Here is a 21,668-nt window from a genome sequence, read left to right on the forward strand (position 1 = left end):
TCGCAAACGTTTGTAGAGTAGGCAATTACAGGGGTTTTTGCGGCTGAGAACCGCACTGACAAGTGGTTGGCCGGTGAGAACGAGAGTCAAAAATCAGCGACTGCCGCGGGGCGATTACTCGGGCGTCTTGACCATGACGGTCTGGGCGGCGCGGTTCCGGGCCAGTGCGTCATCGGCAAGCGCAATATCCGGGTGCCCGGGCGGAAGCAGCCCGCGCCGTGTTTGAAGACATTCGTTCCACAACGTCTCTGCTTCCCCCAACCGGCCTTGATCATCGTAAATCCGAGCCAAGAGCTCCTGGCAATCGGCGACGTCACTGTGCATCGGACCGCGCCCTGCCATGAAGATTGTGAGCGCCTTGTGACCGGCGGCTTCTGCCTCGGGGAGGTTACCAGTTTTGTGGCAAACCTGGGCCAACCGAAAGAGATTCCAGGCCAAGGCGGGATGGTCAGCGGTGAGTCGGCGTGATCGGATGCCGATTGCTTCCCTCAAGGCAGCTTCCTCCTCAGCATCTTTGCCTTGGGAACGTAGGAGGCCGGAAAGAAACGTCAGGCGGCCGGCGAGTGCTAGCTCATTATCGCCCGGTAATTGACGAACAAGGGCCACGGCCTCGCGCAAAGCGACTTCGGCCTCGTCCAACCTTTTCAGTTCCAATAGACATCCGCCAAGCGTACTCGTAGCGATCGCGGTCAGTTCTGAGAGTTCGAGTCTGTGGGCGATTTCAAGGGATTCCTGGGCAAGCGGCTCAGCATCCTGCGCGCGGCCTTGTTCGAGAAGGATCGAAGCTAATCCGTTGAGGCTCCCGGCAACTTCGGGACTGGTGTCGCCGAACAGCCGCCGACGCATGTCAAGGGCTTCGCGCATTGGCGCCTCGGCATCGACGAGCTCTCGCTTGTCCTGCAAGTTTGCGGCGAGCCCGGCCAATGCGTCGGCCAGTTCAGGGTCATCACCCATCACGAGCGCCCTCCGGAGCTCAACCGCCTTGCTGAACTGTCGGTCGGCTTCTGTGTAATGTCCCAACGCGCTGTAATGTTTGCCCAGCGTGCGATGCAAGGAAGCGGCGATTTCGGGTTGATCGGCGAGTTCGCTCTGTAGGCGGCTCGCGGCGTGGTCCAGCACTTCGCGAACAGTAAGAGCGTCGGGCTTGACCGCTTCGGGGTTAACGCCGTCGAGCATCTCCTGTAGAAACTGGCTGACGGCAGTAGCTTTGGCTGCGGATCGCAATGCGGCTTTCTCAGCTCGGGTTGCCCGAAACAGCGCTAGGCTGACACCTACAACCGCGATCAATAGCACTGCAAAGGCCGCAACTACACCGCTGACAAGTCCCTTGTTTCGCTTGGCGAATTTTTTCAATTGGTAAGCGTGCGTCGCCGGTCGCGCAGTGATGGGTTCGTCTGCGAGAAACCGACGAATGTCGGCAGCAAGCTCGGCGGCAGACGGATACCGTCGTTCACGCTCCTTGGCCAAGGCTTTGCTGACAATCGTCTCGAGGTCACCGCGAAACGACGTATTGACAGAGCTCAGACGAGTAGGCTCCTGCTCGCGGATCAGCGAACTTACAACTGCCAGCGGCTGGTCCCGCAAGTCGTATGGGAATCGCTCCGCGAGCATCTCGTAGAGGATCACGCCGAGCGTGTACACGTCGGAACGGGCGTCCATCTCCTCCTGTGGGCCGCCAATCTGCTCCGGGCTCATGTATGAAAGCGTTCCAAGCAACTGTCCGGTGTCGGTGTGCACAGTCATCGCTTCGACGTCTGCGCAAAGGGCACGAGCCACGCCGAAATCGAGAACTTTGGGACGCGGCGCGCCTCCGACCCCCTCAATCAGGATGTTGGCCGGTTTCAGATCGCGGTGCACCACGCCCCGTTCGTGTGCGTGCTGAACCGCATCGCAGATGTCGGCCATCAGGGCCAGTCGCTCGCGAACAGGCAAACCACGCTCCTTCACGAACTCGGTCAGCGGGCGGCCGTGGATGTACTCCATGACATAATATGGCGTGCTTCCAGCACCGTCGTCGTATGTGCCGGCTTCGAAGATTTGAGCGATCCCGGGATGCCTGAGTCGTCCGAGGATCTCCACCTCTCGTTCAAATCGGCACACAGCCGAAGGACCGCCCACTGAGAGGCGAATCACTTTGAGCGCGACGCGCCGGCGCGGATGGTCCTGTTCCGCCTCGAACACCGCGCCCATTCCACCCTCACCGATCATGCGCACAATGCGATATCGCCCGATGCTTGCGGGCTTGGACCGCGGCAAATGACGTGGTTCCGTTCTCGGCGCGATCGGCGTCGCCAAGAACTCGCCCTCAGCGGCTTCCAAGTGGGCAAGCAAGCGCTCCACTTCGGTGCGCACGACAGGCTCATCCAGGCATGCACGATCGAGGAACCCCTTCCGTTCCGACAGCGGAACGTCCGCAGCCGCCTGAAACAACTCCTCCACCTGTTTCCGGCGGTCCCCGCTCATCATCCGTCGTCCCTCCTGGGCGAGTTATCGCTCAGCTCCATGTGCAGCCAGGCGATGCTGTACCGCCACTCGCGGTCCACCGTGCGGGGGCTCACCCCCAACGCAGCTGCCGTTTCGTCACGACTCAAACCGGCGAAGTATCGCAGCATGACAATCTCACCCTTGCGCGAGTCCTCCTTCTCAAGCCGCCGCAATGCCTCGTCGAGAGACAGGAGATCGTCGCTTGGAGGCTCAATCGACGGTGTCGCTTGCGCGGCGTCCACGCGCCGCCGGCCTCCGCCGCGCTTGACGCTCGCCTTTCGGCGGGCTTGATCCACCAGAATGTCGCGCATGGCCCGGGCAGCTGCCCCGAAAAAGTGTGCCCGCCCCTCCCAGCCGGGGTCCTCACTGCCCACCAGCTTCAGGTAAGCCTCGTGCACGAGGGCCGTTGGCTGGAGGGTCTGGCCCGGCGGCGTCTTCGCCAAGCGCGCCTGCGCCAATCGGCGCAACTCGTCGTAAACCAGCGGTAAGAGATCGTCAGCCGCCTGTCTCGCCCCTTGAGACAAGCTCCTGAGCATCTGCGGTACCGCTTTGGGGGCGTCCTGATCCATTTCCCGATTTTCTTTGTCGCAAACGAGCCGCTCTATACGGATTGAATAGGCCGCCGGGATGGAGCGAGAGTTCCCCCCGGCTGGCCTGCCGATTCCGATTATAGCGACGTTGCTGGCGGGGTTCGAACGAGCCGAGCGCGGGTCGTTGATCGGAGAAGGAGCGGTCGTCGACTCGTTGGGTGGACGATGCTGTCGGTTGACGTGGCCCGCAATGGCTGCGTAGGGCAATCTGAAAAGTCCTATAGGACGAACATCATGCTGAACCGAGTCGGAACCGCTGCCGTTGCCGCGCGTCGTTTCCTAGTGGTGAACGCGACGTTGGCCCTTACTCTCTCGCCGTTCGATGGTGCAGCGGTGGAGCCCGCCCGCAGCCATGAAGCGAGAGCCCCGGCTCCCTGGATCAAGCTGGACGTCGATTCCAAGGTTGTGGGCGCAAGGGCGCCAGCCTTGCCATCAGGGGAGGCCGCTCTAGCACAATTGGACCAAGGACTCTTGCGATCGCTCCTTGCCACCGCACCGCAAGAGGGCGCGTTTCCAGTGCGGGAGTCGTCGACGATCATCCGGCTTCCGCGCCCGGACGGCGTGTTCGAGCGATTTGCCTTTGTCGAGTCATCGGTCATGCAACCGCAGTTGCAGGCCGAGTTCCCGGAGATTCGGTCGTACTTGGGGCAGGGGCTGGACGATCCGGCGGCGACCGTGCGGTTCGACGTGAGTTTGCTCGGGTTTCGCGCTCAGGTTCTTGGCCCGGCCTACCTCGGAGCTTCCGCGCAGAGTGCCTGGTACATCAGCGCGCTCGAGGGTGGCGAGGATGCGACGCGGTACCTTTCGTATTGGCGCGGGGCGGCCGCCGCGGTCGCAGGCGCTTCGGTTGGGGCCGATTGTTCGACGCCGCAGCCAGCCGAACTTCCTCATTTCGACGGCGTGTTGGCCCAGCAGGGGGGCTTCGAAGTGGTTCGCAATGAGTTTTCGATCGCGGTCGCGGCAACCGGCGAGTTTAGTACGAACATTGCAGCGCAGATGAACCCGCCCCAGACGCCCAGCGTCGCGCTCACGATGAGCGTGATCAACAACACCGTCAACCGCTTGAATCAAATCCTCGAACGCGACGGCCCGGTCCGCCTCAATCTTGTCAACAACAACAGTCAGATCGTCTACCTGGACCCCAACACCGATCCCTACGTCGGGATACAGACCGACTTCGACGGGGACGGCCAGCCCGATTGGTTGCAAATGATGGCTGAGAACCAGTCCAATCTCGACTCTGTTATCGGCACGGACAACTATGGCCTGGGACATGTCTTCCATTGGCAGGCGAATGGGTATTCCGGGCTGGCATCCGTCGCCGGCGTGTGCGATGAAGATAACAAGGCACGGGCCATCTCCGCGGTAAGCACGGCCATTGACCCCACAACCAACTTCGCCAACGACATATTCGTGGTCGATCTGGTCGCTCACGAGGTGGGCCATCAGTTAGGTGCTACGCATACCTTCAACGGGCGCGGCGGAAGCTGCGGGCTCCCCGGCCAGTTCGCCCCGGCGACCGCCTACGAACCCGGATCCGGCAGCACCATCATGTCCTATGGAGGTACTTGCGGCACAGACGACATCGTATTGCCGGACCCTGCCAATCCCACGGGAGGTCTTAAGGACGCGATGTACTCGGTCGCCAGCTGGTTGCAGATGGCGCCTGTGGTTGTTGGCGCTGCGTTGGACTGCGGATCGCGCGTTCATACCGGCAACAGCCACCCTGGTGCAACACCGGCGGTGCAAGGCCCCTACTACATCCCAACCAATACGCCCTTTCGCCTCGTCGGACCCAATGCGGCGTTTCCTGAACCCGGGGAGGGTGTGTCCACCTCGATCGAGCAGGCAGACCTAGGCATCCAACTCCCCCTTTCCATCGATAGCGGCAACCATGAGCCGCTGTTCCGTGTATTTCCGCCGGGGCCCGGAGAACGGTGGTTCCCCGATTACGATAGTGTGGTCAACGGCACGCCTTCACTTGGCGAGAATCTCCCGAGATTCAGCCGGTCGTCCGTGTTTAAGGGCGTGCTCCGCGACAATGTCGCCGGCGGCGGGGGCTGGGGGATAGGAGATATTCAGGTCGAGTTCGTGGAAGTTCCGCTGGGCTTCAGCGTGCTCAGGCCGCTCGGCGGTGCCACAGAACGACGCTGCGGCGGGAACCTCATGGTTGTTGAATGGCGGGTCGCAGGAACCAATGAAGCGCCGATCAGCGCTGAGACCGTCGACATCCTCATGTCCACGGATAACGGGCAAGACTTTCCGTGGAACCTTGCCGCGGACTTTCCCAATGCCGGAGCGGCGCTCGTTCCAATTCCGTTCGTGCCGACGTCACTGGCCCGGGTCAAGGTGCAGGCCTCCGGCGGCCTGTTCTACAACGTGAACCTGCTGCCATTCGAAGTCGCGACGGCACCACCGACGATCAACGCTCAGCCGGTTGGCGCCTCGATTTGCCCGGGTTCGCCCTTCACGCTATCGGTCACGCCGAGTGGCGGGTCACCGCGGCACATCCAATGGTACAAGGACGGTAATCCGTTGCCCGGCGAGACCGAGTCCACGTATGAGGTGAGCCTCGCGAACAACTTCCACAGCGGTGACTACCACGTTGTGGTCAGTAACGGCTGCGGCGAGGCGGTGAGCCAGACCGTGCGCGTGCAGGTCGGCGTGACCTTCGACGAACTGCCGGTCAGCCAAACGCCCCAGCCCTGCGACGACGTCGCCCTGCGCGTTGCGGCCCGAGGCGTGGGCATGATTTCGTATCAGTGGCTCAAGGGCGGGGAGTTTCTCGACGACGCGGGCCACATCCACGGGGCGCACACACCCACGCTCACGCTCGACGGTGTGCGCTACGAAGATGAGGGCATTTACTGGTGCGCGGTGTCGGATGAATGTCAGCTTCGCACGACCAATGTCGTCAACATCACCTTGCCGACCCCGACTTGGGTCCATGTGACGTCTACCGGGCCGCTGTGGCGCCACCAGCTTCACACTGACATGGCCTTCGACCCTGTACGCGGCGTTTCTGTCCTCTACGGCGGCTTTGGGGCCAAGCCCAACGGGACCAGCGACGACCTCGACGACACCTGGGAATGGGACGGCGTGGAATGGACGCAGCGGTTCCCGCCGCACTATCCCGGGAAGCGGGAGCAGCACCAGATGGTCTTCGACACCGTTCGAAACAAGATCCTGCTCTTCGGTGGATGGTCACCGTCTCCGGTATTTGGCAACAGCGAGGTTTGGGAGTACGACGGCAGCGATTGGACGCTCGTGACCACGTCGCCGGGTGGACCGCCGACGGGATCCGATTACTGGAAGCAGGGCGACGCTGCCTTCGACTCTGCACGCGGCAAGATGATCGTGATCTACGAGGACGGTTATCACCCCGACCCCCCGACGAACAAGACCTGGGAGTTCGACAGCGCAACAGCGACGTGGGCCAACGTTTACACGGGAATCGGACCGAGCTACTTCGTATCCCCAATCGCCTACGATGCTAGTCGGGAGATCTGCGTGGGGCAGTACTACAATCTTGGCACCAACGAGGCATTCTCGTGGGTATTCTCAGGTGGAGCATGGAACTCCTTGGACGGGGACGCGCCGTTACGGCACTATCCCGCGATGACCTACGACGCGGTGCGCCGCCGCGTGACCCTATTCGGCAGCGGGCGTGAGATCGGCTCGCCGAGCAGTTGGCACTCAGACACATACGCACTGACTGGCTCGGGCTGGACCCAGATCCTGCCCGAATTTCACCAGATGCTTCCCGGCGGCGCCTTCCCCCCGACGGCCATGGTGTTCGACTCCCGCCGCCGCGCCACGGTTCTCATCGGCAATGACTATGGCGAGCAGACCCTGCCCGTGCCCGTACAGACCTGGGAATATCGCTACCTCGACCAAGTATTCTTCGACCGCCAGCCGGAGAGTATCGAAGCGCAAATCGGCGAAACGGTAATGTTTGAGGCGTTCGCCGCGGGCGCTCCGGAGCTTTCCTACCAGTGGTCGCACGGTGGCGTGCCCCTCGCCGACGGAGCCGGGCCGGACGGCTCTATGCTCTCCGGCACATCGACACCGATGCTAACGATCAACTCCGCGGCCGCCAGAAATGCCGGGGATTACAGGGTCGAGGTGATGAATCGCTGCGGCTCCGCAACGAGCGAAGTGGCCGGCCTGACCCTCCGGCGCCCCGGCGATTGCAATGGCGACGCTGCTGTCGATCTGGCGGATGTTGAGGCGTTCATCCCGTGCCTTGGTGGCCCCGTCGGCGCGGCCCCTGAAGGCTGCGCGTGCTTTGATCTGAATCTGGACGCGGTGGCCGACCTGCTGGACTTTGCACGGTTGCAGGCGAACTTCGGCGGCTGACGTGGTGGCTCGACGGCGCGGCAAAATGTTTACCCGGATCTTCATCGAGGACATACATTGAGGTTTGGCGGATGCCGGCGACCCTGCCCCTGCCACAGCCTTCAGCGCCTCTTGAGTCAATATCGTCCTGCCCGGTTATTCCCATCCCGGTCAGCCGTTTCGAAGTGTTCTCTCGGGTAGCCACCTGGTACACGTTGACGGGCGCCCCGAGCCCCGCCGGAATGCCGCCTTCGCTCGCCGGGCCGGGAAACCGAATTCGATCATGAGGACTCGGGAGAATCTTGTTCCTTAATTAAGAAATGCCGATTTGCCGAGAGTTGCGCGAAAAGTCAACCTGTCCACTCGCGGCCCGTTGCTACTCAATGAAACCATCGAACATTGTTTTCTGCGTGTACCTATTGTGTAGAGCCTATCCCAAAACCAGTGAGCATCGATAGTTGTATAAGTCAGCATGAAGCTGACACTCACGGATGAGCAAGTGGACTGGCTGGCCGAACGAATTCCTGATCCGCCCAAGAGCCCCTTGGGCGGTCAGTCGCCGGTGCACAAAACGCAAGGTCATTCGATGCATCTTCTGGATCCTCGACAACGGCGCGAAGTGGAAGGACATACCGCGTCGCTTCGGCAGCGAGAGCACGGTCCACCGCTGGTTTTAGACCTGGGCCCGCGACGGCGTGTTCGAGCGGATCATGCGTCCCGCCGGGCGGTGCATCGAGGAGCGTGGCGGGTATCGCCTGTACGGATGCTTCGTCGAGGGATCGTCCGCCAAGGCTCGAGGCGGCGGCGACGGCATCGGCTGCACGAAGGCCGGAAAAGGCGTGAAAATCATGGTTTTGGTGGACGCACGCGGATTGCCGGTGTCGATCGACACGATGTCGGCCCAACGACCCGAGAGGCGATTGGTACAGCGTCTGCTCGACTTCATGATCACTGAGGAATCGCCGTAGCGCGTAGTCGGCGACAAGGCGTACGACAGCGATCAGCTGGACGAGGAGCTGGCCGAGCAGGGCATCGAGATGATTGCCCCGCACCGTTCGAACCGCAAGATCGAGAACTACACGCAGGACGGCCGACCGCTGCGCAGCCACGACTGGCGCTGGAAGGTTGAGCGGGCCATTTCCTGGCTGCAGAACTTCCGCCGGCTGTGCATTCGCTGAGAGAAGTCGACGAACCTGTTCAGCGGCTTTCTTCACCTGGGCTGCACCACGCTGCTGCTCAAAGAGGTCTTGGGATAGGCTCTACTCGTTTTCCCGCTTTCCGAGCGTGCACCACCCGGCTGAACTCGAACCTCTTGAATCGGGTGGAACCCATTTCCAAGAGTAACCATCTCCACTTCTTTGGTCACTTGCTCGACGTCGGACGCTGGGGGTCCTGGTGCGAAAGTGAAATAAAAGAAGCGGTTGGAGAGCGGCGGTAAACTTGTTAAATGACTTCCCGGCGTATGTGGTTTCCTGTTCGTTCAAATAGCCCTCAAGGGCATCCACCTCCGTTGTTACGCAGGGCCGTTCAAAGCACCCCGCGATCGTTCTCGTAAAGCGAGCATCGCCGAGATCTCCTTACGCGTGCGTGCAAGATCCCTGCAACCTGGTCTGGCTTTCGGCTCAAGCTGGTGGGCATCCGCATTGCCCGCCATGTATGCCAGGACTTCGATGTCCATCTGGGTTGCATTCGCGATACGGTGGCAGGTTGCCCTGCTTTGATTCCGTCTAGCGCGATGTTGACAACTGGGGTCAACACTCGTCTCCTCAGATTTCGGGTTCAAGGGGCGTAAGCTTTCAGCGCATATTGCTGCATCATCCGCTGCGTGTTGAAGAACGATCCGTTCAGGGCGATGGCGTGGTGCATCACGTCCAGAAACCGGTCGCGGTCTCGGTAATACAGAGGAAGGATCACCAATTCCAGCTTCTCGTAAAGTGACGATGCGTGCTCGGAACGGTTGCCTTCGTCCTTCGAGCCTGCATAGCTTCCCCGGTGCCCGATAGACCAACCGGTGACGCCCTCGATGTGGCCTTCGATCCACCATCCGTCCAGGACGCTTAGGCTGGGGACTCCGTTCAGGGCGGCTTTCATCCCGCTGGTCCCGGAAGCTTCCAGTGGCGGCTGGGGTGTATTGAGCCAGACGTCCACGCCGGAGGTCATCATCCGGCCAAGTTCAATGTCATAGTTCTCGAGGTAGGCGATCTTCACCGCATCTCCCAGTGCCTCCCTCGCCTGCACGAGGCGGTGGATGAGTTCTTTGCCACCCTGGTCGCGCGGATGTGCTTTACCCGCGTAGATCACTTGAATGGGACCAGTCTGGGAGGCGATCCGCTTGAGCCGCTCCACGTCAGTCAAAAGCAAGTCCGGTCGTTTGTAGGCTGTCGCACGCCGGGCGAACCCGAGCGTGAAGTGATCCACGCTCATGTCGGCGCCAGTCACGCGATTGACTCGGTCGATCAACAGACTCTTCGCCTGCTCATGCGCCCGCCACAGCTCGTGCTTGGGAATGCTCAGGGTAAATCGGAGGCTGAAGTTGTCGGCCCTCCACCCCGAGACATAGCGATCGTAGAGCTCCTGCAGAGGCTCCGCGGTCCAAGTTGCCGCGTGAACGCCGTTGGTGATCGCGTCGATTTCGTAGCCGGCAAACATGTGTCGGGAGACGTCGGCGTGACGTTTGGCCACGCCGTTTACGTAGCGGCTCAGGTTGAGGGCGAGGTAGGTCATGTTCAGGAACCTGCCGCTGTGGCGAACGGCTTCCGGATCGGGGAAGTGCTCGGGGTGCTGAAGAATGCGGCTGACGAGGTCTGCGCTGAAGATGTCCCTGAGGTCAACGAAGTCGTCTCGTTGGCCCAGGATCTGAACCACCAATTCGAGCGGGAACTGGTCGTGTCCGGCCGAAACGGGCGTGTGCGTGGTGAAGACGCACTTCTCCCGGACAGACTCGATATCCTCGCGACTGATCGATCGCCGCCCGGCATGAGTCGCTGCTTCGTCCAGCAATTCCAGAGTGAGCAGGGCGGCATGCCCTTCGTTCAAGTGAAAGCGACTGAGCTGCTGATGTCCCAGCGCCCGCAGCATGCGCACCCCGCCCATGCCAAGGATGACCTCCTGGCAGAGGCGGTAATGCGGATCACCACCATAGAGCGAGTCCGTCAGCGTTCTATCCCACGGGGTGTTTTCCGGCAGGTCCGCATCCAGGAAGTATACCGGGACGGCATGGCCGCCCGTGCCCGTCACCTCGTATCTCCAAGCGCGTAATAGAACCGTCCTTCCCTCGATGCTGACCGACGCCCTCGACGGCATCTCCCGAAGATACTTGTCGATCGTCCATGTGTCCGGCTCTTCGGTCTGCCAACCGCTGGCGTCGAGCCTCTGGCGGAAGTAGCCCTTTCGGTGCAGCAGAGTGACGGCAACCAGGGGTAGGCCGAGATCCGCCGCCGAGCGAATGGAGTCCCCAGCCAACACTCCCAAGCCACCGCTATAGGTCGGCATCGTCGATTCGACCCCGATTTCCATTGAGAAGTATGCGATCATAGGCCGCTCGTTCATGAGTGTGCTCCTGTCGATGCGTGTGCTGCACCCTTTAACTGAAGCTGTTCACCGGGTCGATGTACCCTCTCAACGAGGCTGCGGATGACGTAATAGAAGACCGGCGTCAGGAAGATGCCGAACAGGGTGACGCCGATCATGCCGGCAAACACCGCCATGCCCAGCGTCCGCCGCATCTCGGCGCCTGCGCCGTGTGCGACCACCAGCGGTAACACGCCAAGGATAAAAGCGAAGCTGGTCATTAGGATAGGCCGCAGTCGTACACGGGCGGCCTCGGTGGACGCGTCGAAACGGCTGGCGCCCTGGACCTGGCGGTCGCGGGCAAACTCGACGATCAGGATCGCGTTCTTAGCCGCCAGGCCGACGAGCACCACGAAGCCCACCTGCACGAAGATGTTGACGTCCATGCCGGCGAGGAACAGGCCTGCCAGGGCGCTCAGCAGGCACATGGGCACGACGAGGATTACCGCCCACGGCAGCGACCACCCCTCGTACAGACCGGCCAGCACGAAGTAGACGAGCATGACACCCAGCGCGAACGCGCTGAACGGGTTCTTTTGCAGGTCGCGGAACTGCTCGAGCTTGCTCGCCTCCTTCTGAAGATAGCTCACTTCGGTCCACTCCGTGGCCATGTTGTGCGGCAGGTTGCGGCTGAGTCGCTCCATTGTCGCCAGCGCGTCGCCCATGCTGGTCCCCGGCAGCGGGGTCCCGGTGATCGACGCGGCCGGGAACATGTTGTATCGCGTCACTTGGACCGGACCAGTGGAATCGTGCACCTCCGCCAGCGCGCCGAGAGGCACCATCTCGCCGTCGGTATTTCGAACCTTGAATTGCCGAATCGCGTCCGCGTCGGTGCGGAAGGGCGCGTCGGCCTGCACGTTGACTTGCCAGGTACGGCCAAAGCGGTTGAAGTCGTTGACGTAGTAGCTGCCCAGGTAGGCCTGAAGGGCGTCGAACACCTCGGTGAGCGGCACGCCCATCGACTTGACCCTCTCGCGGTCGATGTCCACGTAGAGCTGGGGCGTGCGGGCGCGGAAGCCGTTGAACAGCCCGGCGAGTCCCGGCTGCTCGTTGCCTTTTGCGGCCAAGTCATCGGTGCGGGCCTGAAGCTCGCTGAAATCCACGTCGCCGATGCCCTCCACCATCAACTTGAAGCCGGCGGATCTCCCGAGACCCGAGATCGGCGGTGCCCCGAAGACCACCACCTGCGCCTCCGGCACTTCCCGCATCAAACGCTCTCGAATCCGGGCCGCGACGGACTCCGCTCCAAGCTCGTGACCCAGGCGCTCCTCAAACGGCTTGAGAATGACGAATACATTGCTGTAATTGGAGCTGTTGGCGTTCAGGACGTAGGACATCCCGGGTAGTGCAAGCGTGTGCGCGACGCCTGCCGTTTCAAGGGCGATCCGCTCAACTGCGTCCGTCGCCGCCAGTGTGCGCTCCAGCGAGGCCGAGTCAGGTAACACGATGTTCGTCACCAGGTAACCCTTGTCCTGCATGGGGATGAAGCCGGTGGGGATGCGACCAAAACCAAAGCCCGTCAGGCCGACCATCCCGACGTAGAGCAGGAGCGCGACGGCGCTGAGGCGGAGACACCAGCCAACGGTCGCTCCGTAGACCTGCGTCGCACGCTCGAACAGCCAATTAAAGCCGCGGAAGCCACGACCCAGTACCCAGTTCACAGCGTGGATCACAATTCGACCAAGCCCGCCACCGGCGATGGCGCCAGGGAGGAAGAGAAGCAGGTGCACGCCCAAGGACCGCAAACTTGCACCAAAGCCACCAGGCGTCGCCTCGACGGCGTGCTCGCCGGTCGACAACCCAAACCACGGGCCGAGGACTGGCGCGAGCAGCCACATCGACGCCAGTCCGCCGAACAGGGCGAAGCTCCACCACGGCAGTGCTTCCTTGCCTTCGTCCCCGTGGTGGCCCGGTTTGCGGTTGCGGAAGAACAACACAGCCAGCGCCGGCGTCATGGTCATCGCGTTCACGGCCGAGATGATCATCGACACCGAAATCGTGACAGCGAATTGACGGAAGAACTGGCCCACCAGCCCGCTGAGGAATGCGCTGGGCAGGAGCACCGAGCTAAGAACCAACGTGATGGCCAGGATCGGCCCGCTGATCTCCTTCATCGCGTCGATCGTGGCCTCGCGTACGGGCTTGCCCATATCGAGGTGCCGTTCGATGTTCTCGAGGACGACGATGGCGTCGTCGACCACGATGCCGATCGCCAGCACCAGCCCGAACAAAGTCAGGTTGTTCAGCGTGAAGCCCATCACGCTCATAACGGCGAACGTACCGACCAGCGAGACGATCACGCCGATCATCGGCAACAGCACAGATCTCCAATCCTGGAGGAAAACCAGCACGACCACGGTCACAAGGATGATGGCCTCGATGAGCGTGTGGAACACCTGGTTGACCGACTCGCGGACGAAGGGCGTCGTGTCATAGACAATGGCGTAACGCAGTCCGGCGGGGAATCGCGTTTCCAGTTCCCGCATCGCCGCCTTGATCTGGTCGGCGGTGTCGAGCGCGTTCGCGCCGGGCAGCAGGTAAATGGCCAGGCCCGACGACGCTCGGCGGTCCAGCCGCGCAATCAGGTCCTCGCTCCGCGCGCCCAGTTCGGCCCGGCCCACGTCCCGCAGGTACGTGATCTCTCCGTTGGAGTCCGACCTAAGGACGATGTCGGCGAACTGCTCAATCTCGGTCAGTCGGCCCAGCGTACTGAGCGTAAGTTGAAAATCCTGGCCCGCAGGAACCGGCGGCTGGCCGATCCGCCCCGCGGCCACCTGCACGTTCTGCTCGCGCAGCACCCGGATCACGTCTCCGACGGTCATGCCTCGCGCCTGCAGCTTGTCCGGGTCCAGCCAGATACGCATGCTGTAGTCCTGCTGGCCCATGACGAAGGCGTCGCCGACCCCCTCGATGCGGGCGATCGCGTCCTTGAGCTGGATGGTTGCGTAGTTACTCAGGTAGAGCTGGTCGTAGTAGGGCAGACCGGTTTCGGGGTTGTCGTCCGAGTACAGGCTGATGGCCAGCAGAATGTCCGCCGCCTGCTTTTTGGTGGTCACGCCGATGTTCTTGACCACCTCGGGGAGCGATGGCTGGGCGATGGCGACCCGGTTCTGCACCAACACCTGGGCCATGTTGATGTCGGTGCCGATCTCGAACGTCACGTCCAAGGTGTACGAGCCGTCGTTGTTGCTCTGCGACGACATGTACATCATCCGTTCGACGCCGTTCACCTGCTGCTCGATCGGCGCGGCAACCGTGTCGGCGACCACCTGGGCGTTGGCCCCGGGGTAGTTCGCGTAGACGCGGATCATCGGCGGCGTGACGTCCGGGTACTCGGCAACGGGCAACAATCCCGCCGCGATGGTTCCAAGCAGGACGATGACGATCGAGACCACGCTGGCCAGGACCGGGCGCTGGATAAAGAAACGGGCTAGCATTTCACTCTCCTTCTCCCCCTCGCCCTCTCCGCCACGTTGGGCGCAAGGCGCGGGGGTCCGTGTTTCAGGTCAAGGGCTGGAAGCGGACATCGACTCAGGTGTCATTGCGTTTGCTTTCCAAGCCACCGAGCCCGGCATGTCCATCAGGGTCGGCTCGACCGTGACGCCCGGTCGAACCTGCTGCAACCCGCTTACGACCACCCGCTCACCGGGCTTAAGGCCATCGGCGATCTCGCGCAGGCCGTCGTGCAGCGCGCCTACCCGAACAGGTCGAACGGTGACCTTGTTGTCCCCCCCTACGACGTAAACAATCTTCTGTCCCTGGTCCGTGTCGAGCACGCGGTCGGACACGAGCACGGCCTGGTGGGGCGCGGAGACCGGCACTCGGACGCGGGCGAAGTAGCCCGGGACAAGCGCGCCGTCCGCATTGGGGAAAACTCCCCGAACGCGCAGCGTGCCAGTCTTGGGATTGACTTGGTTGTCCACGAAGTTGACCGTACCGTGGTGGGGCAAACCGTCCTCAGCCGTCAGCCCCAGCCAGACCGGGATGTCCGCTTTTTCGTTCGACTCGAGCTTACCCTCGCGGATCAATTGCTGCATGCGCTGGACGGTGCGCTCGTCGACGTCGAAGTTGGCGTACATCGGGTCCACGGAAACAATGGTGGTAAGGAGCGTACCGCTGCCGATCCCGCCCGTGACGACGTTGCCGGTGGTTACGTACTTGTAGCTGATCCGTCCCGAGATCGGCGCGACAACGCGGCACCACTCCACGTTCAGCCCTGCCAGTTCGACGGCGGCCGTGGCGGCCGCTTTCGCAGCCCGCGCTTCCTGAAGACGAGCGGACGCCGTGTCGTACTCGAAGACCGTGCGCGAGTCCGGTGGGATGTCTTCGATGCGATCGAATTCAATCTGTGCCAGACTGAGATTCGCCGCGGCACGCGCTTCTTCGGCGATGCGGGTCTCAAGGTCCGCCTGGAACGGTCGCACGTCAATCTCCACCAGTACGTCTCCTTGCCGCACGAGAGTCCCTGACTGAAACGGCACTGCCACGATCTGGCCGCTCACGCGGGCGCGTACGTCGGTGGATTCGACGGCGGCAACCCGAGCGGTGAATTCCGCGTAGTCGGTTACCTCGCGCTCGACCGGCAGGCTGACGTTAACGGCCGGCGGCGCGGTCGGCACCGGCGGTGCCGGTTGCTTGCAGCCCGTCGCGGCCAACGTGCTGCCGATGTGCAGCGCGAGGGTGAGTGTGAGTCGCCGCCGGGAGCGAGCAGCCGACCCGGCGGATTGACGGGCACCCGCAGCCGGCACAATCTCCTTGCGGGCACCACGATTCTGTACAGCCATCTTCCCAGCTCTCGTGTAACTCACGTTCATCATCTCACGACCTCACTTTCGCCTGGACCGTTGCTTCAATGGGCCTCACAACTGCGACGAGGCACGTTTCATCATCGCCAGCCGGTCGCCACTCGCGGAACTCCCGAACCGAGTGCACAATGAAGCCCAACAATTCCGCGGCCGTATTTGTCGGATTGCAGAGGACTGCGTCGAGGCGCGCATCGCCAAACAAGTCGTGGGCGGGGTTCGCGCTTTCGGTGATACCGTCGGTGAACAGGACGAGTCGATCGCCTGGCAGGAACTGCACCGATGCCTCGCCATATTCGGCTTTCTCCTCGATCCCCAGTGGAAGCCCGGAGACAGCATCAAGCCGCATGACTTCGCTTCCGCGAACCAATCGCGGTGGGGGGTGCCCGGCCGATGTATAGGTGAGCATCTGAGACTCAGAGTCATATAGACCCACAAACGCCGTCACGAACTGGCCTGTATTGGATAGATAACGAGTAACGAGGGGCTGATTGATCAAGGCTAAGGCCGTACCTGGAGAAGTCTGACCTTCCACGGCGTTACCGAGTGCATGAACCAAGGCGAGGATTGCCGCCGCTGCCAGGCCGTGGCCGACCGCATCAGCGATGACAATCGCCCATCGATTGTGCCCTACCGGCCGTACGTCATAGAAGTCTCCGCCGACGCCTTCCACACCCGCGAAATGCACGGCCAGATCGAGTCCGGGGATCTCGGGAAGACGCTTGGGGAGCATCGCACGCTGGATCGAGACGAGCGTTTCGGCATAGCTCGCAAGCTGGTTGCGCGCCTGACGCAGGTCCTCATGAACCTGTAGAATGCGGTCTGACAGCGCGACAAACAGCTCTGGTGAAATTCGGATGAACCGATCATCAAGCGATTGGGTAGTATCCAAATAGCAGTCCGCAAATCTTGCCCGGAGCCCGCAGACGCGACCATTTCCATTCCGTTCCTGTACTGACGTATCCATCATCGCTTTCTGCCTTTCCATGCGCGAGCGCCCTGCACCGTCTTACGTTCGTACCGCCGTGGTCATTACGCGCAAAGGGAGTGTGCATTCCGGGCGCGAAGTTCCATCTCTGCCTGAAGCCAGTCGAACTCGGTGTTGCCCGTCTTGCCTGGATAATTCAGAGTGATCCTCATGCCGCGTTCCTGAGGCGCCGCGTTCGCGGGACCTTTCTCTCCAGGCTCCCCGGCTTCAGCGACCTCGAGCTCGAGGTCCATTTCGTCCCCTTCGCCCCGACGAATTCGATTCCAGTGTTGCAGTCTCATGCATGGTCTCCTTTCATGTCCGAGTGGTCTGTCCGTCCGTTTCCGGCGATCTCCGCCACGACGGCCTTTGTCATACAATCCTCTGCGATGAACTGTGCCCCTTGAGCATGCATCTCCGCCAGCCGAGCCTTGCCCGCAGCGTCGATGTACGTCACGTCGGTGAGATCCACGCAAACGCTTGGTCGGCTCGGGCTCTCCAACGTGCTGCGCCAGCATTGTTCCAGTTCTCGCACACATGGTCCCTCCAGCCTTCCTTCAAGCCGGAAGGTGAGGGTCCGCGGGCTGTCATTCGCCGTTATCCGCAACATCACAATCTCCTCGGTTGCGTACTATGGAATCCGCGGATCGGGGTCCGAACTCACCACCGAACGCACGTCGACAATCTCACCCGCGCGAAGCACCTTGCTGATCACGGTCTGGCCAGGTTCAAGCTTGCGGATGCTCTCGTAAATGCTCTCAAGCGACGCCTCGTCACGAACTTCAATTCCATTACAGGAGAGAATGCAGTCTCCACCGATTAGCAATTCGGTTCCTCTGATGGTCGCCCGCAAGGCTCCAGGCCTGATGCCCATCCGCCATGCCGGCGACTCCTGCGAAACTCGTTGAACCAAGTAGCCGGCCCGCTGGGGCAGATTAAGCGCGGCGGCGACGTCACCGCGGACAATGATGCCTTCCATTCCCGACCAGAACGGCTTCCGTTCGAGGAGAAGCAGGCGCACCGTAGTGGCGGTAGCCGCGAACCCTATGCCCTCGAAGCCGCCTGAGTGGCTCAAGATTCCGCTCGCGATCCCGATCACCTCTCCCTTCATGTCAAAGATCGGGCCTCCGGAGTTGCCGCGATTGATCGCCGCGTCGGTCTGCAGATACTCGCATCCAGGTCTGACTCCGAGACCGGCATCTGGGGTGAAACGTCCACTGATGTGTCCAACGGAGAGTGTGTGAGACAGACCGTACGGAGCGCCCACCACGAACACTTCATCGCCCACCTCGACCTTATCCGAGTCACCGAGCCGAGCGGGCTCCACTCCCGCGGGCACCGAATCGAGCTGCAAGAGCGCGACATCCGCATTCGGTTCCGAGGAAACGACGCGAGCTGCAACCTGCAAACCATCGATGAACTCAACGATCACGCTGTCGGCGGTCTGGATGACGTGCGCGGCGGTGAGTAACTTGCCGTCGTCTGAGATAAGGACTCCGGATCCCAGGCCGGTCGAATTCAACAGCCAGCCCGAAAGCGAGGCCGCACCCTGGTTCTCTGCGGTCCTGACCACTACGACGGACGATTTCACTCGTCGAAAGGTGTTGCGAAGTTCTTCCGCCTTCACTTGGGCTTGACCTCCGGCAACAAGAACAAGAACCGCCAGGAAGCAGACACATCGCCAGCTTTTTGCAAAGTCGGGGTTCATCCTTCGTTCTCCTTGTTTCCGGTCGTACCGGGTTTCACTTTTTTGGCCGAGGAGCTGTCTCCAGCTCGTGCGCGCGAGTCGCTGGTTCGTCAGCCGGCCATGCTGGCGACCGCTGCTCCGCTGCCGGCTCGTGATCCGCGAGGACGGGATGCACGGTTATTCCTCCGCCTGCTGCCTGATGAGGGTTGCCTCGCCTTGTGTCTCCGAGATGGTGACGTCGCCGAGGATAAGTCTTCGGGTTACCTCCCCGGTGGCCATCGTGGGCTCTGTTTCCGAATCCAGCGTGCCGTCGAACGTCAGGCTGTTTCCAACGAACGTGATGGAAATGTGAACTTGATCACCGTCGAGGCTTGTTGACGCTGGCGGATAGTTCAATCGAACGGTGGTTTCATCGTCGAACGTGAGCGTCACCCGTGCGAGGTCCCCGTTGGAGTCAAATGCCAAGAAGGAACCCGTCAATCGCGAATCCACGTCGTCGCTCGGAATGAGTTCCCAAGTGCCTTCCAGCACCGCCTCGGGCGGTGGAACGACTCCTGGACAGCCTAAGATTCCAGCCAACAGTACGCTGGCCGCGACCAGAAGAGTTGGACGACTTCGGATTGCGTTCATCGCTTTCTCCTTGAGGGACGTGACGCCTGTCACGATGTCCGGTCTTGAGCGTCCCCGGTGTGGTTCCCGCGAACCACTTGACCTCCTGCAAGGGACGCCTGGTTCGTTTGTCTGCATGGAACGAGGGCAACGGCTGTACCAGCGCTCGATTCGTTCGCGACTTGTTGCTAAGCGGCCTTGCAGAAAGGACTTAGAAGTTGCGGCGCAGCGGGAGGCGGGGGGGCGTCGCAGCGCCAAAGCGCCGGTGCCTTGGCGCGAGCGCCGATCGGTTGGCGCGCTACTCCGGGCGAGAGATGCCGAGCCTTTTGATCTTCTCGTGTAGCGTGGAGCGCTTCATTCCCAGGCGGGCCGCGGCCCCCTTGGGGCCGCCGAGCACCCAATTGGTCTCTTGAAGCGCCCGTAGGATGTGCTCTCGTTCGGCGTCAGCTAACGTAACGGATGCAACGGCGGTGCGCGTCGTAGGCGACGCGCTTGCCAGTTGCAGGTCGGTCGCGGGCACCTCGAGCGTCGGGCCCTTGGAGAGAATCACCGCCCGCTCAACGACGTTTTGCAGTTCACGTACGTTCCCGGGCCAAGGGTAGCGAACCAGGGCGTCCATTACCGACGACGGAACCCGTTCTATCCGCCGGCCCATGCGACGCGCGTAGGCTTGGGTGAAATGGCGTACGAGGCGCGGAATGTCATCGGCGCGCTCGCGTAGCGGTGGCAGCAGGATAGGAAAGATGTTTAGCCGATAGTACAAGTCGCTGCGGAACCGGCCCTGTGAAATCATCTCCGCGAGGTCGCGGTTGGTGGCGGCTACAACGCGGACGTCCACGGAAATTGTCTTTGTGCCGCCGAGGCGCTCGAATTCCTGCTCCTGCAATACGCGCAGCAGCTTGGATTGAAGGTCAAGCGGAATGTCGCCCACCTCGTCAAGGAAGAGGGTCCCCTGATCTGCCAACTCGAAACGGCCGATCCTTTGGTTGATCGCGCCAGTAAAGGCACCTTTCTCGTGGCCGAATAACTCGCTTTCCAGCAACCCGGTGGGAATCGCCGCGCAATTCAACTTGACAAACGTGCGGTTCTTGCGCCCGCTTAAATCGTGCACCGCGCGGGCGATCAGTTCTTTGCCTGTTCCCGTCTCCCCTCCAATAAGTACCGTGGAATCCGTGACAGCGACCGTCTCGACCTGCTTTAGAACGGTGCGCAGGGCCGCGTTCTCCCCGATGATGTCGCCGAAGTGCTCGGTGCGCACTTCTTCTTCGAGGTACGCCTTCTCCATAGTGAGCTTTTCCTTCAGCTCTTCGATCTCCTCGAACGCCAGTGCGTTCTCCACGGCAACGGCGACCTGAGTTGCGACGAGTTGCAGGAAGCGCATGTCCGATCGGTCGTAGGTCCCCGCTTGCTTGGACGTGAACACGAGTGCGCCCAGCCGCCGCCGGGCCGTGGTCAGCGGCAGCCAGCAGTAGCTCTGGACCCCATACTCATGCACGCGCTCCAGAAAACGAGGCCACCGCTTCAGTTCCTCCAGGTTCGACGTAACAAGCGGCTCCTGCGTCCGCCAAACCAGCCCCGCCGGATCGTCTTCCGGACGCAAGACGATCGCCAGGTTGGCCGCGATGGGCGCCGGTGTCTCCAAGACGTACAGGCGCATGGTGTCGGTCGCCGCGTCGTGCAAAACCAACGATAGGGCATCGAAGTGCACAACCTGAAGAAGCTGCCCGGCCAACTCGTGGAACAGCGCGGGCAGGTCCCGGTGCGCGACGATCGCCCCGGATACGGCGAGCAACGCCCTGTATCGATCCTCGCTGGCCGTAACCTGTCCCTCCGACTCAGCAGTCGCCACAGATTGCTCCTAAGCCATAAGACGATTCCGACCAGATTCCGGGGAGCGCCCGCGCCCATGGGACGGATTGTACCACCGCTTGCTTGAGTCCAACACGCAGGGTCTGCCGGAGGAATCAGCACCGCCAGTCATCCCTGGCCATGTTCGTCTGAACGCGCGACCTAGCCATTTCCGAGGCTGATTCAATTGCCTTCGAGCATCCATCGAGCTGACTCAATTCACACGGCTCAGTTGGCTTCGTGGGTTTCGCCGGCGAACTCAAGGGTGACAATCGGGCTATTGGGTCAGATGACCAGACGTTCCACTCCGAGTGTACCTGTCGGCATTTACGCTTCCACATCCACTTGGGCCGCGGTGGACCTTGTACCTACGCCCAAGGCCGTTGAAGGCTCGTGCCCGGTCCTCGTCCGCCTGCGAAATGAAGCTCCACAGCCTGCCCCTGACCACACTCACGAAAGACCCCGCAGGGGTTCGTGCGCGCTACCCGCGGGGCATATTGGGCCGCGGCGAAGAAAGTTCAGCCGGTCGGCCGGCGATGGCCCGACTAGGCCCTCGGCAAGAGCCTGCCGGTGCCCCAGCAACAGCCGATCCGCATCCCGGAGCTCCGCGACCTTTAGCGACCGAAGTGCCTCGGGCCTTCGGATTTGCTGCTCCGTTCACTGGCTGGAGAGCTCCCCACGCTGGCCGAGGCTGACCAGGCCTGGCGGGACTTTAGCTTGATTTGCCCACGACGGTGATAAGCTTCGGCCCGAACCCCCTGGGCATGTGCCGC

General features: G+C 61.9%; 15 protein-coding genes. 4 read left to right on the forward strand and 11 right to left on the reverse strand.

Annotation, left to right across the window (positions count from 1 at the left end):
- Positions 1–114 precede the first annotated feature (114 nt).
- A complete protein-coding gene (locus J5J06_14835) occupies positions 115–2,466 on the reverse strand; it encodes a serine/threonine protein kinase (GenBank protein ID MCO6438367.1) in 2,352 nt (783 codons plus the stop codon).
- Positions 2,463–3,020, reverse strand: coding sequence for a sigma-70 family RNA polymerase sigma factor (locus J5J06_14840; GenBank protein MCO6438368.1), 558 nt, complete (start codon positions 3,018–3,020; stop codon positions 2,463–2,465). The genes J5J06_14835 and J5J06_14840 overlap by 4 nt, the downstream gene beginning before the upstream one ends.
- A 288-nt stretch (positions 3,021–3,308) precedes the next feature.
- Between J5J06_14840 and J5J06_14845 the strand changes: the two genes are divergently transcribed.
- From J5J06_14845 to J5J06_14860, 4 genes are all read left to right on the forward strand, one after another.
- Positions 3,309–7,433, forward strand: coding sequence for an immunoglobulin domain-containing protein (locus J5J06_14845; protein MCO6438369.1), 4,125 nt, complete (start codon positions 3,309–3,311; stop codon positions 7,431–7,433).
- A gap of 470 nt (positions 7,434–7,903) precedes the next feature.
- Positions 7,904–8,089: a transposase gene (locus J5J06_14850; protein ID MCO6438370.1), complete on the forward strand. Its 186-nt coding sequence runs from the start codon at positions 7,904–7,906 to the stop codon at positions 8,087–8,089.
- Positions 8,090–8,122: 33 nt separating this feature from the next.
- Positions 8,123–8,380: a hypothetical protein gene (locus tag J5J06_14855; protein MCO6438371.1), complete on the forward strand. Its 258-nt coding sequence runs from the start codon at positions 8,123–8,125 to the stop codon at positions 8,378–8,380.
- Between the two features lie 36 nt (positions 8,381–8,416).
- Positions 8,417–8,590 (forward strand): hypothetical protein, encoded by a 174-nt coding sequence (locus J5J06_14860; GenBank protein ID MCO6438372.1) that lies wholly within the window; start codon positions 8,417–8,419, stop codon positions 8,588–8,590.
- A 601-nt stretch (positions 8,591–9,191) separates the two neighbouring features.
- On the opposite strand, the gene glgP is transcribed toward J5J06_14860, so the two are convergent.
- The 9 genes from glgP to J5J06_14905 form a co-directional block, all read right to left on the reverse strand.
- Positions 9,192–10,961 carry an alpha-glucan family phosphorylase gene (gene glgP / locus J5J06_14865; protein ID MCO6438373.1) on the reverse strand — a complete coding sequence of 590 codons (1,770 nt, stop codon included), beginning with the start codon at positions 10,959–10,961 and terminating at the stop codon, positions 9,192–9,194.
- Complete coding sequence (locus J5J06_14870) at positions 10,958–14,419, reverse strand: efflux RND transporter permease subunit (protein MCO6438374.1); 3,462 nt, start codon at positions 14,417–14,419, stop codon at positions 10,958–10,960. Before J5J06_14870 ends, glgP begins: the two co-directional genes overlap by 4 nt.
- 69 nt (positions 14,420–14,488) lie before the next feature.
- Complete coding sequence (locus tag J5J06_14875) at positions 14,489–15,766, reverse strand: efflux RND transporter periplasmic adaptor subunit (protein ID MCO6438375.1); 1,278 nt, start codon at positions 15,764–15,766, stop codon at positions 14,489–14,491.
- 34 nt (positions 15,767–15,800) lie between these two features.
- Positions 15,801–16,772 carry a PP2C family protein-serine/threonine phosphatase gene (locus J5J06_14880; protein MCO6438376.1) on the reverse strand — a complete coding sequence of 324 codons (972 nt, stop codon included), beginning with the start codon at positions 16,770–16,772 and terminating at the stop codon, positions 15,801–15,803.
- A gap of 44 nt (positions 16,773–16,816) precedes the next feature.
- Positions 16,817–17,053, reverse strand: a complete 237-nt coding sequence (locus J5J06_14885) for a hypothetical protein (GenBank protein ID MCO6438377.1) — start codon at positions 17,051–17,053, stop codon at positions 16,817–16,819.
- Positions 17,050–17,361: a hypothetical protein gene (locus J5J06_14890; protein MCO6438378.1), complete on the reverse strand. Its 312-nt coding sequence runs from the start codon at positions 17,359–17,361 to the stop codon at positions 17,050–17,052. Before J5J06_14890 ends, J5J06_14885 begins: the two co-directional genes overlap by 4 nt.
- 21 nt (positions 17,362–17,382) lie before the next feature.
- Positions 17,383–18,459, reverse strand: a complete 1,077-nt coding sequence (locus J5J06_14895; GenBank protein MCO6438379.1) for a trypsin-like peptidase domain-containing protein — start codon at positions 18,457–18,459, stop codon at positions 17,383–17,385.
- Between the two features lie 156 nt (positions 18,460–18,615).
- Positions 18,616–19,068 carry a hypothetical protein gene (locus tag J5J06_14900; GenBank protein MCO6438380.1) on the reverse strand — a complete coding sequence of 151 codons (453 nt, stop codon included), beginning with the start codon at positions 19,066–19,068 and terminating at the stop codon, positions 18,616–18,618.
- A gap of 277 nt (positions 19,069–19,345) precedes the next feature.
- The gene (locus J5J06_14905; GenBank protein MCO6438381.1) at positions 19,346–20,896 is read right to left on the reverse strand and encodes a sigma 54-interacting transcriptional regulator; all 1,551 of its coding nucleotides are present in this window, start codon (positions 20,894–20,896) and stop codon (positions 19,346–19,348) included.
- Between the last annotated feature and the right edge of the window lie 772 nt (positions 20,897–21,668).

This window comes from Phycisphaerae bacterium, assembly GCA_024102815.1.
Taxonomy (GTDB): domain Bacteria; phylum Planctomycetota; class Phycisphaerae; order UBA1845; family UBA1845; genus JAGFJJ01.

Coding starts and splice junctions, on each gene's coding strand:
- J5J06_14835 (MCO6438367.1), bottom strand. CDS start 2,466: ATGATGAGCGGGGACCGCCGGAAACAGGTGGAGGAGTTGTTTCAGGCG.
- J5J06_14840 (MCO6438368.1), bottom strand. CDS start 3,020: ATGCTCAGGAGCTTGTCTCAAGGGGCGAGACAGGCGGCTGACGATCTC.
- J5J06_14845 (MCO6438369.1), top strand. CDS start 3,309: ATGCTGAACCGAGTCGGAACCGCTGCCGTTGCCGCGCGTCGTTTCCTA.
- J5J06_14850 (MCO6438370.1), top strand. CDS start 7,904: ATGAGCAAGTGGACTGGCTGGCCGAACGAATTCCTGATCCGCCCAAGA.
- J5J06_14855 (MCO6438371.1), top strand. CDS start 8,123: ATGCGTCCCGCCGGGCGGTGCATCGAGGAGCGTGGCGGGTATCGCCTG.
- glgP (MCO6438373.1), bottom strand. CDS start 10,961: ATGAACGAGCGGCCTATGATCGCATACTTCTCAATGGAAATCGGGGTC.
- J5J06_14870 (MCO6438374.1), bottom strand. CDS start 14,419: ATGCTAGCCCGTTTCTTTATCCAGCGCCCGGTCCTGGCCAGCGTGGTC.
- J5J06_14875 (MCO6438375.1), bottom strand. CDS start 15,766: ATGGCTGTACAGAATCGTGGTGCCCGCAAGGAGATTGTGCCGGCTGCG.
- J5J06_14880 (MCO6438376.1), bottom strand. CDS start 16,772: ATGGAAAGGCAGAAAGCGATGATGGATACGTCAGTACAGGAACGGAAT.
- J5J06_14885 (MCO6438377.1), bottom strand. CDS start 17,053: ATGAGACTGCAACACTGGAATCGAATTCGTCGGGGCGAAGGGGACGAA.
- J5J06_14890 (MCO6438378.1), bottom strand. CDS start 17,361: ATGTTGCGGATAACGGCGAATGACAGCCCGCGGACCCTCACCTTCCGG.
- J5J06_14895 (MCO6438379.1), bottom strand. CDS start 18,459: ATGAACCCCGACTTTGCAAAAAGCTGGCGATGTGTCTGCTTCCTGGCG.
- J5J06_14900 (MCO6438380.1), bottom strand. CDS start 19,068: ATGAACGCAATCCGAAGTCGTCCAACTCTTCTGGTCGCGGCCAGCGTA.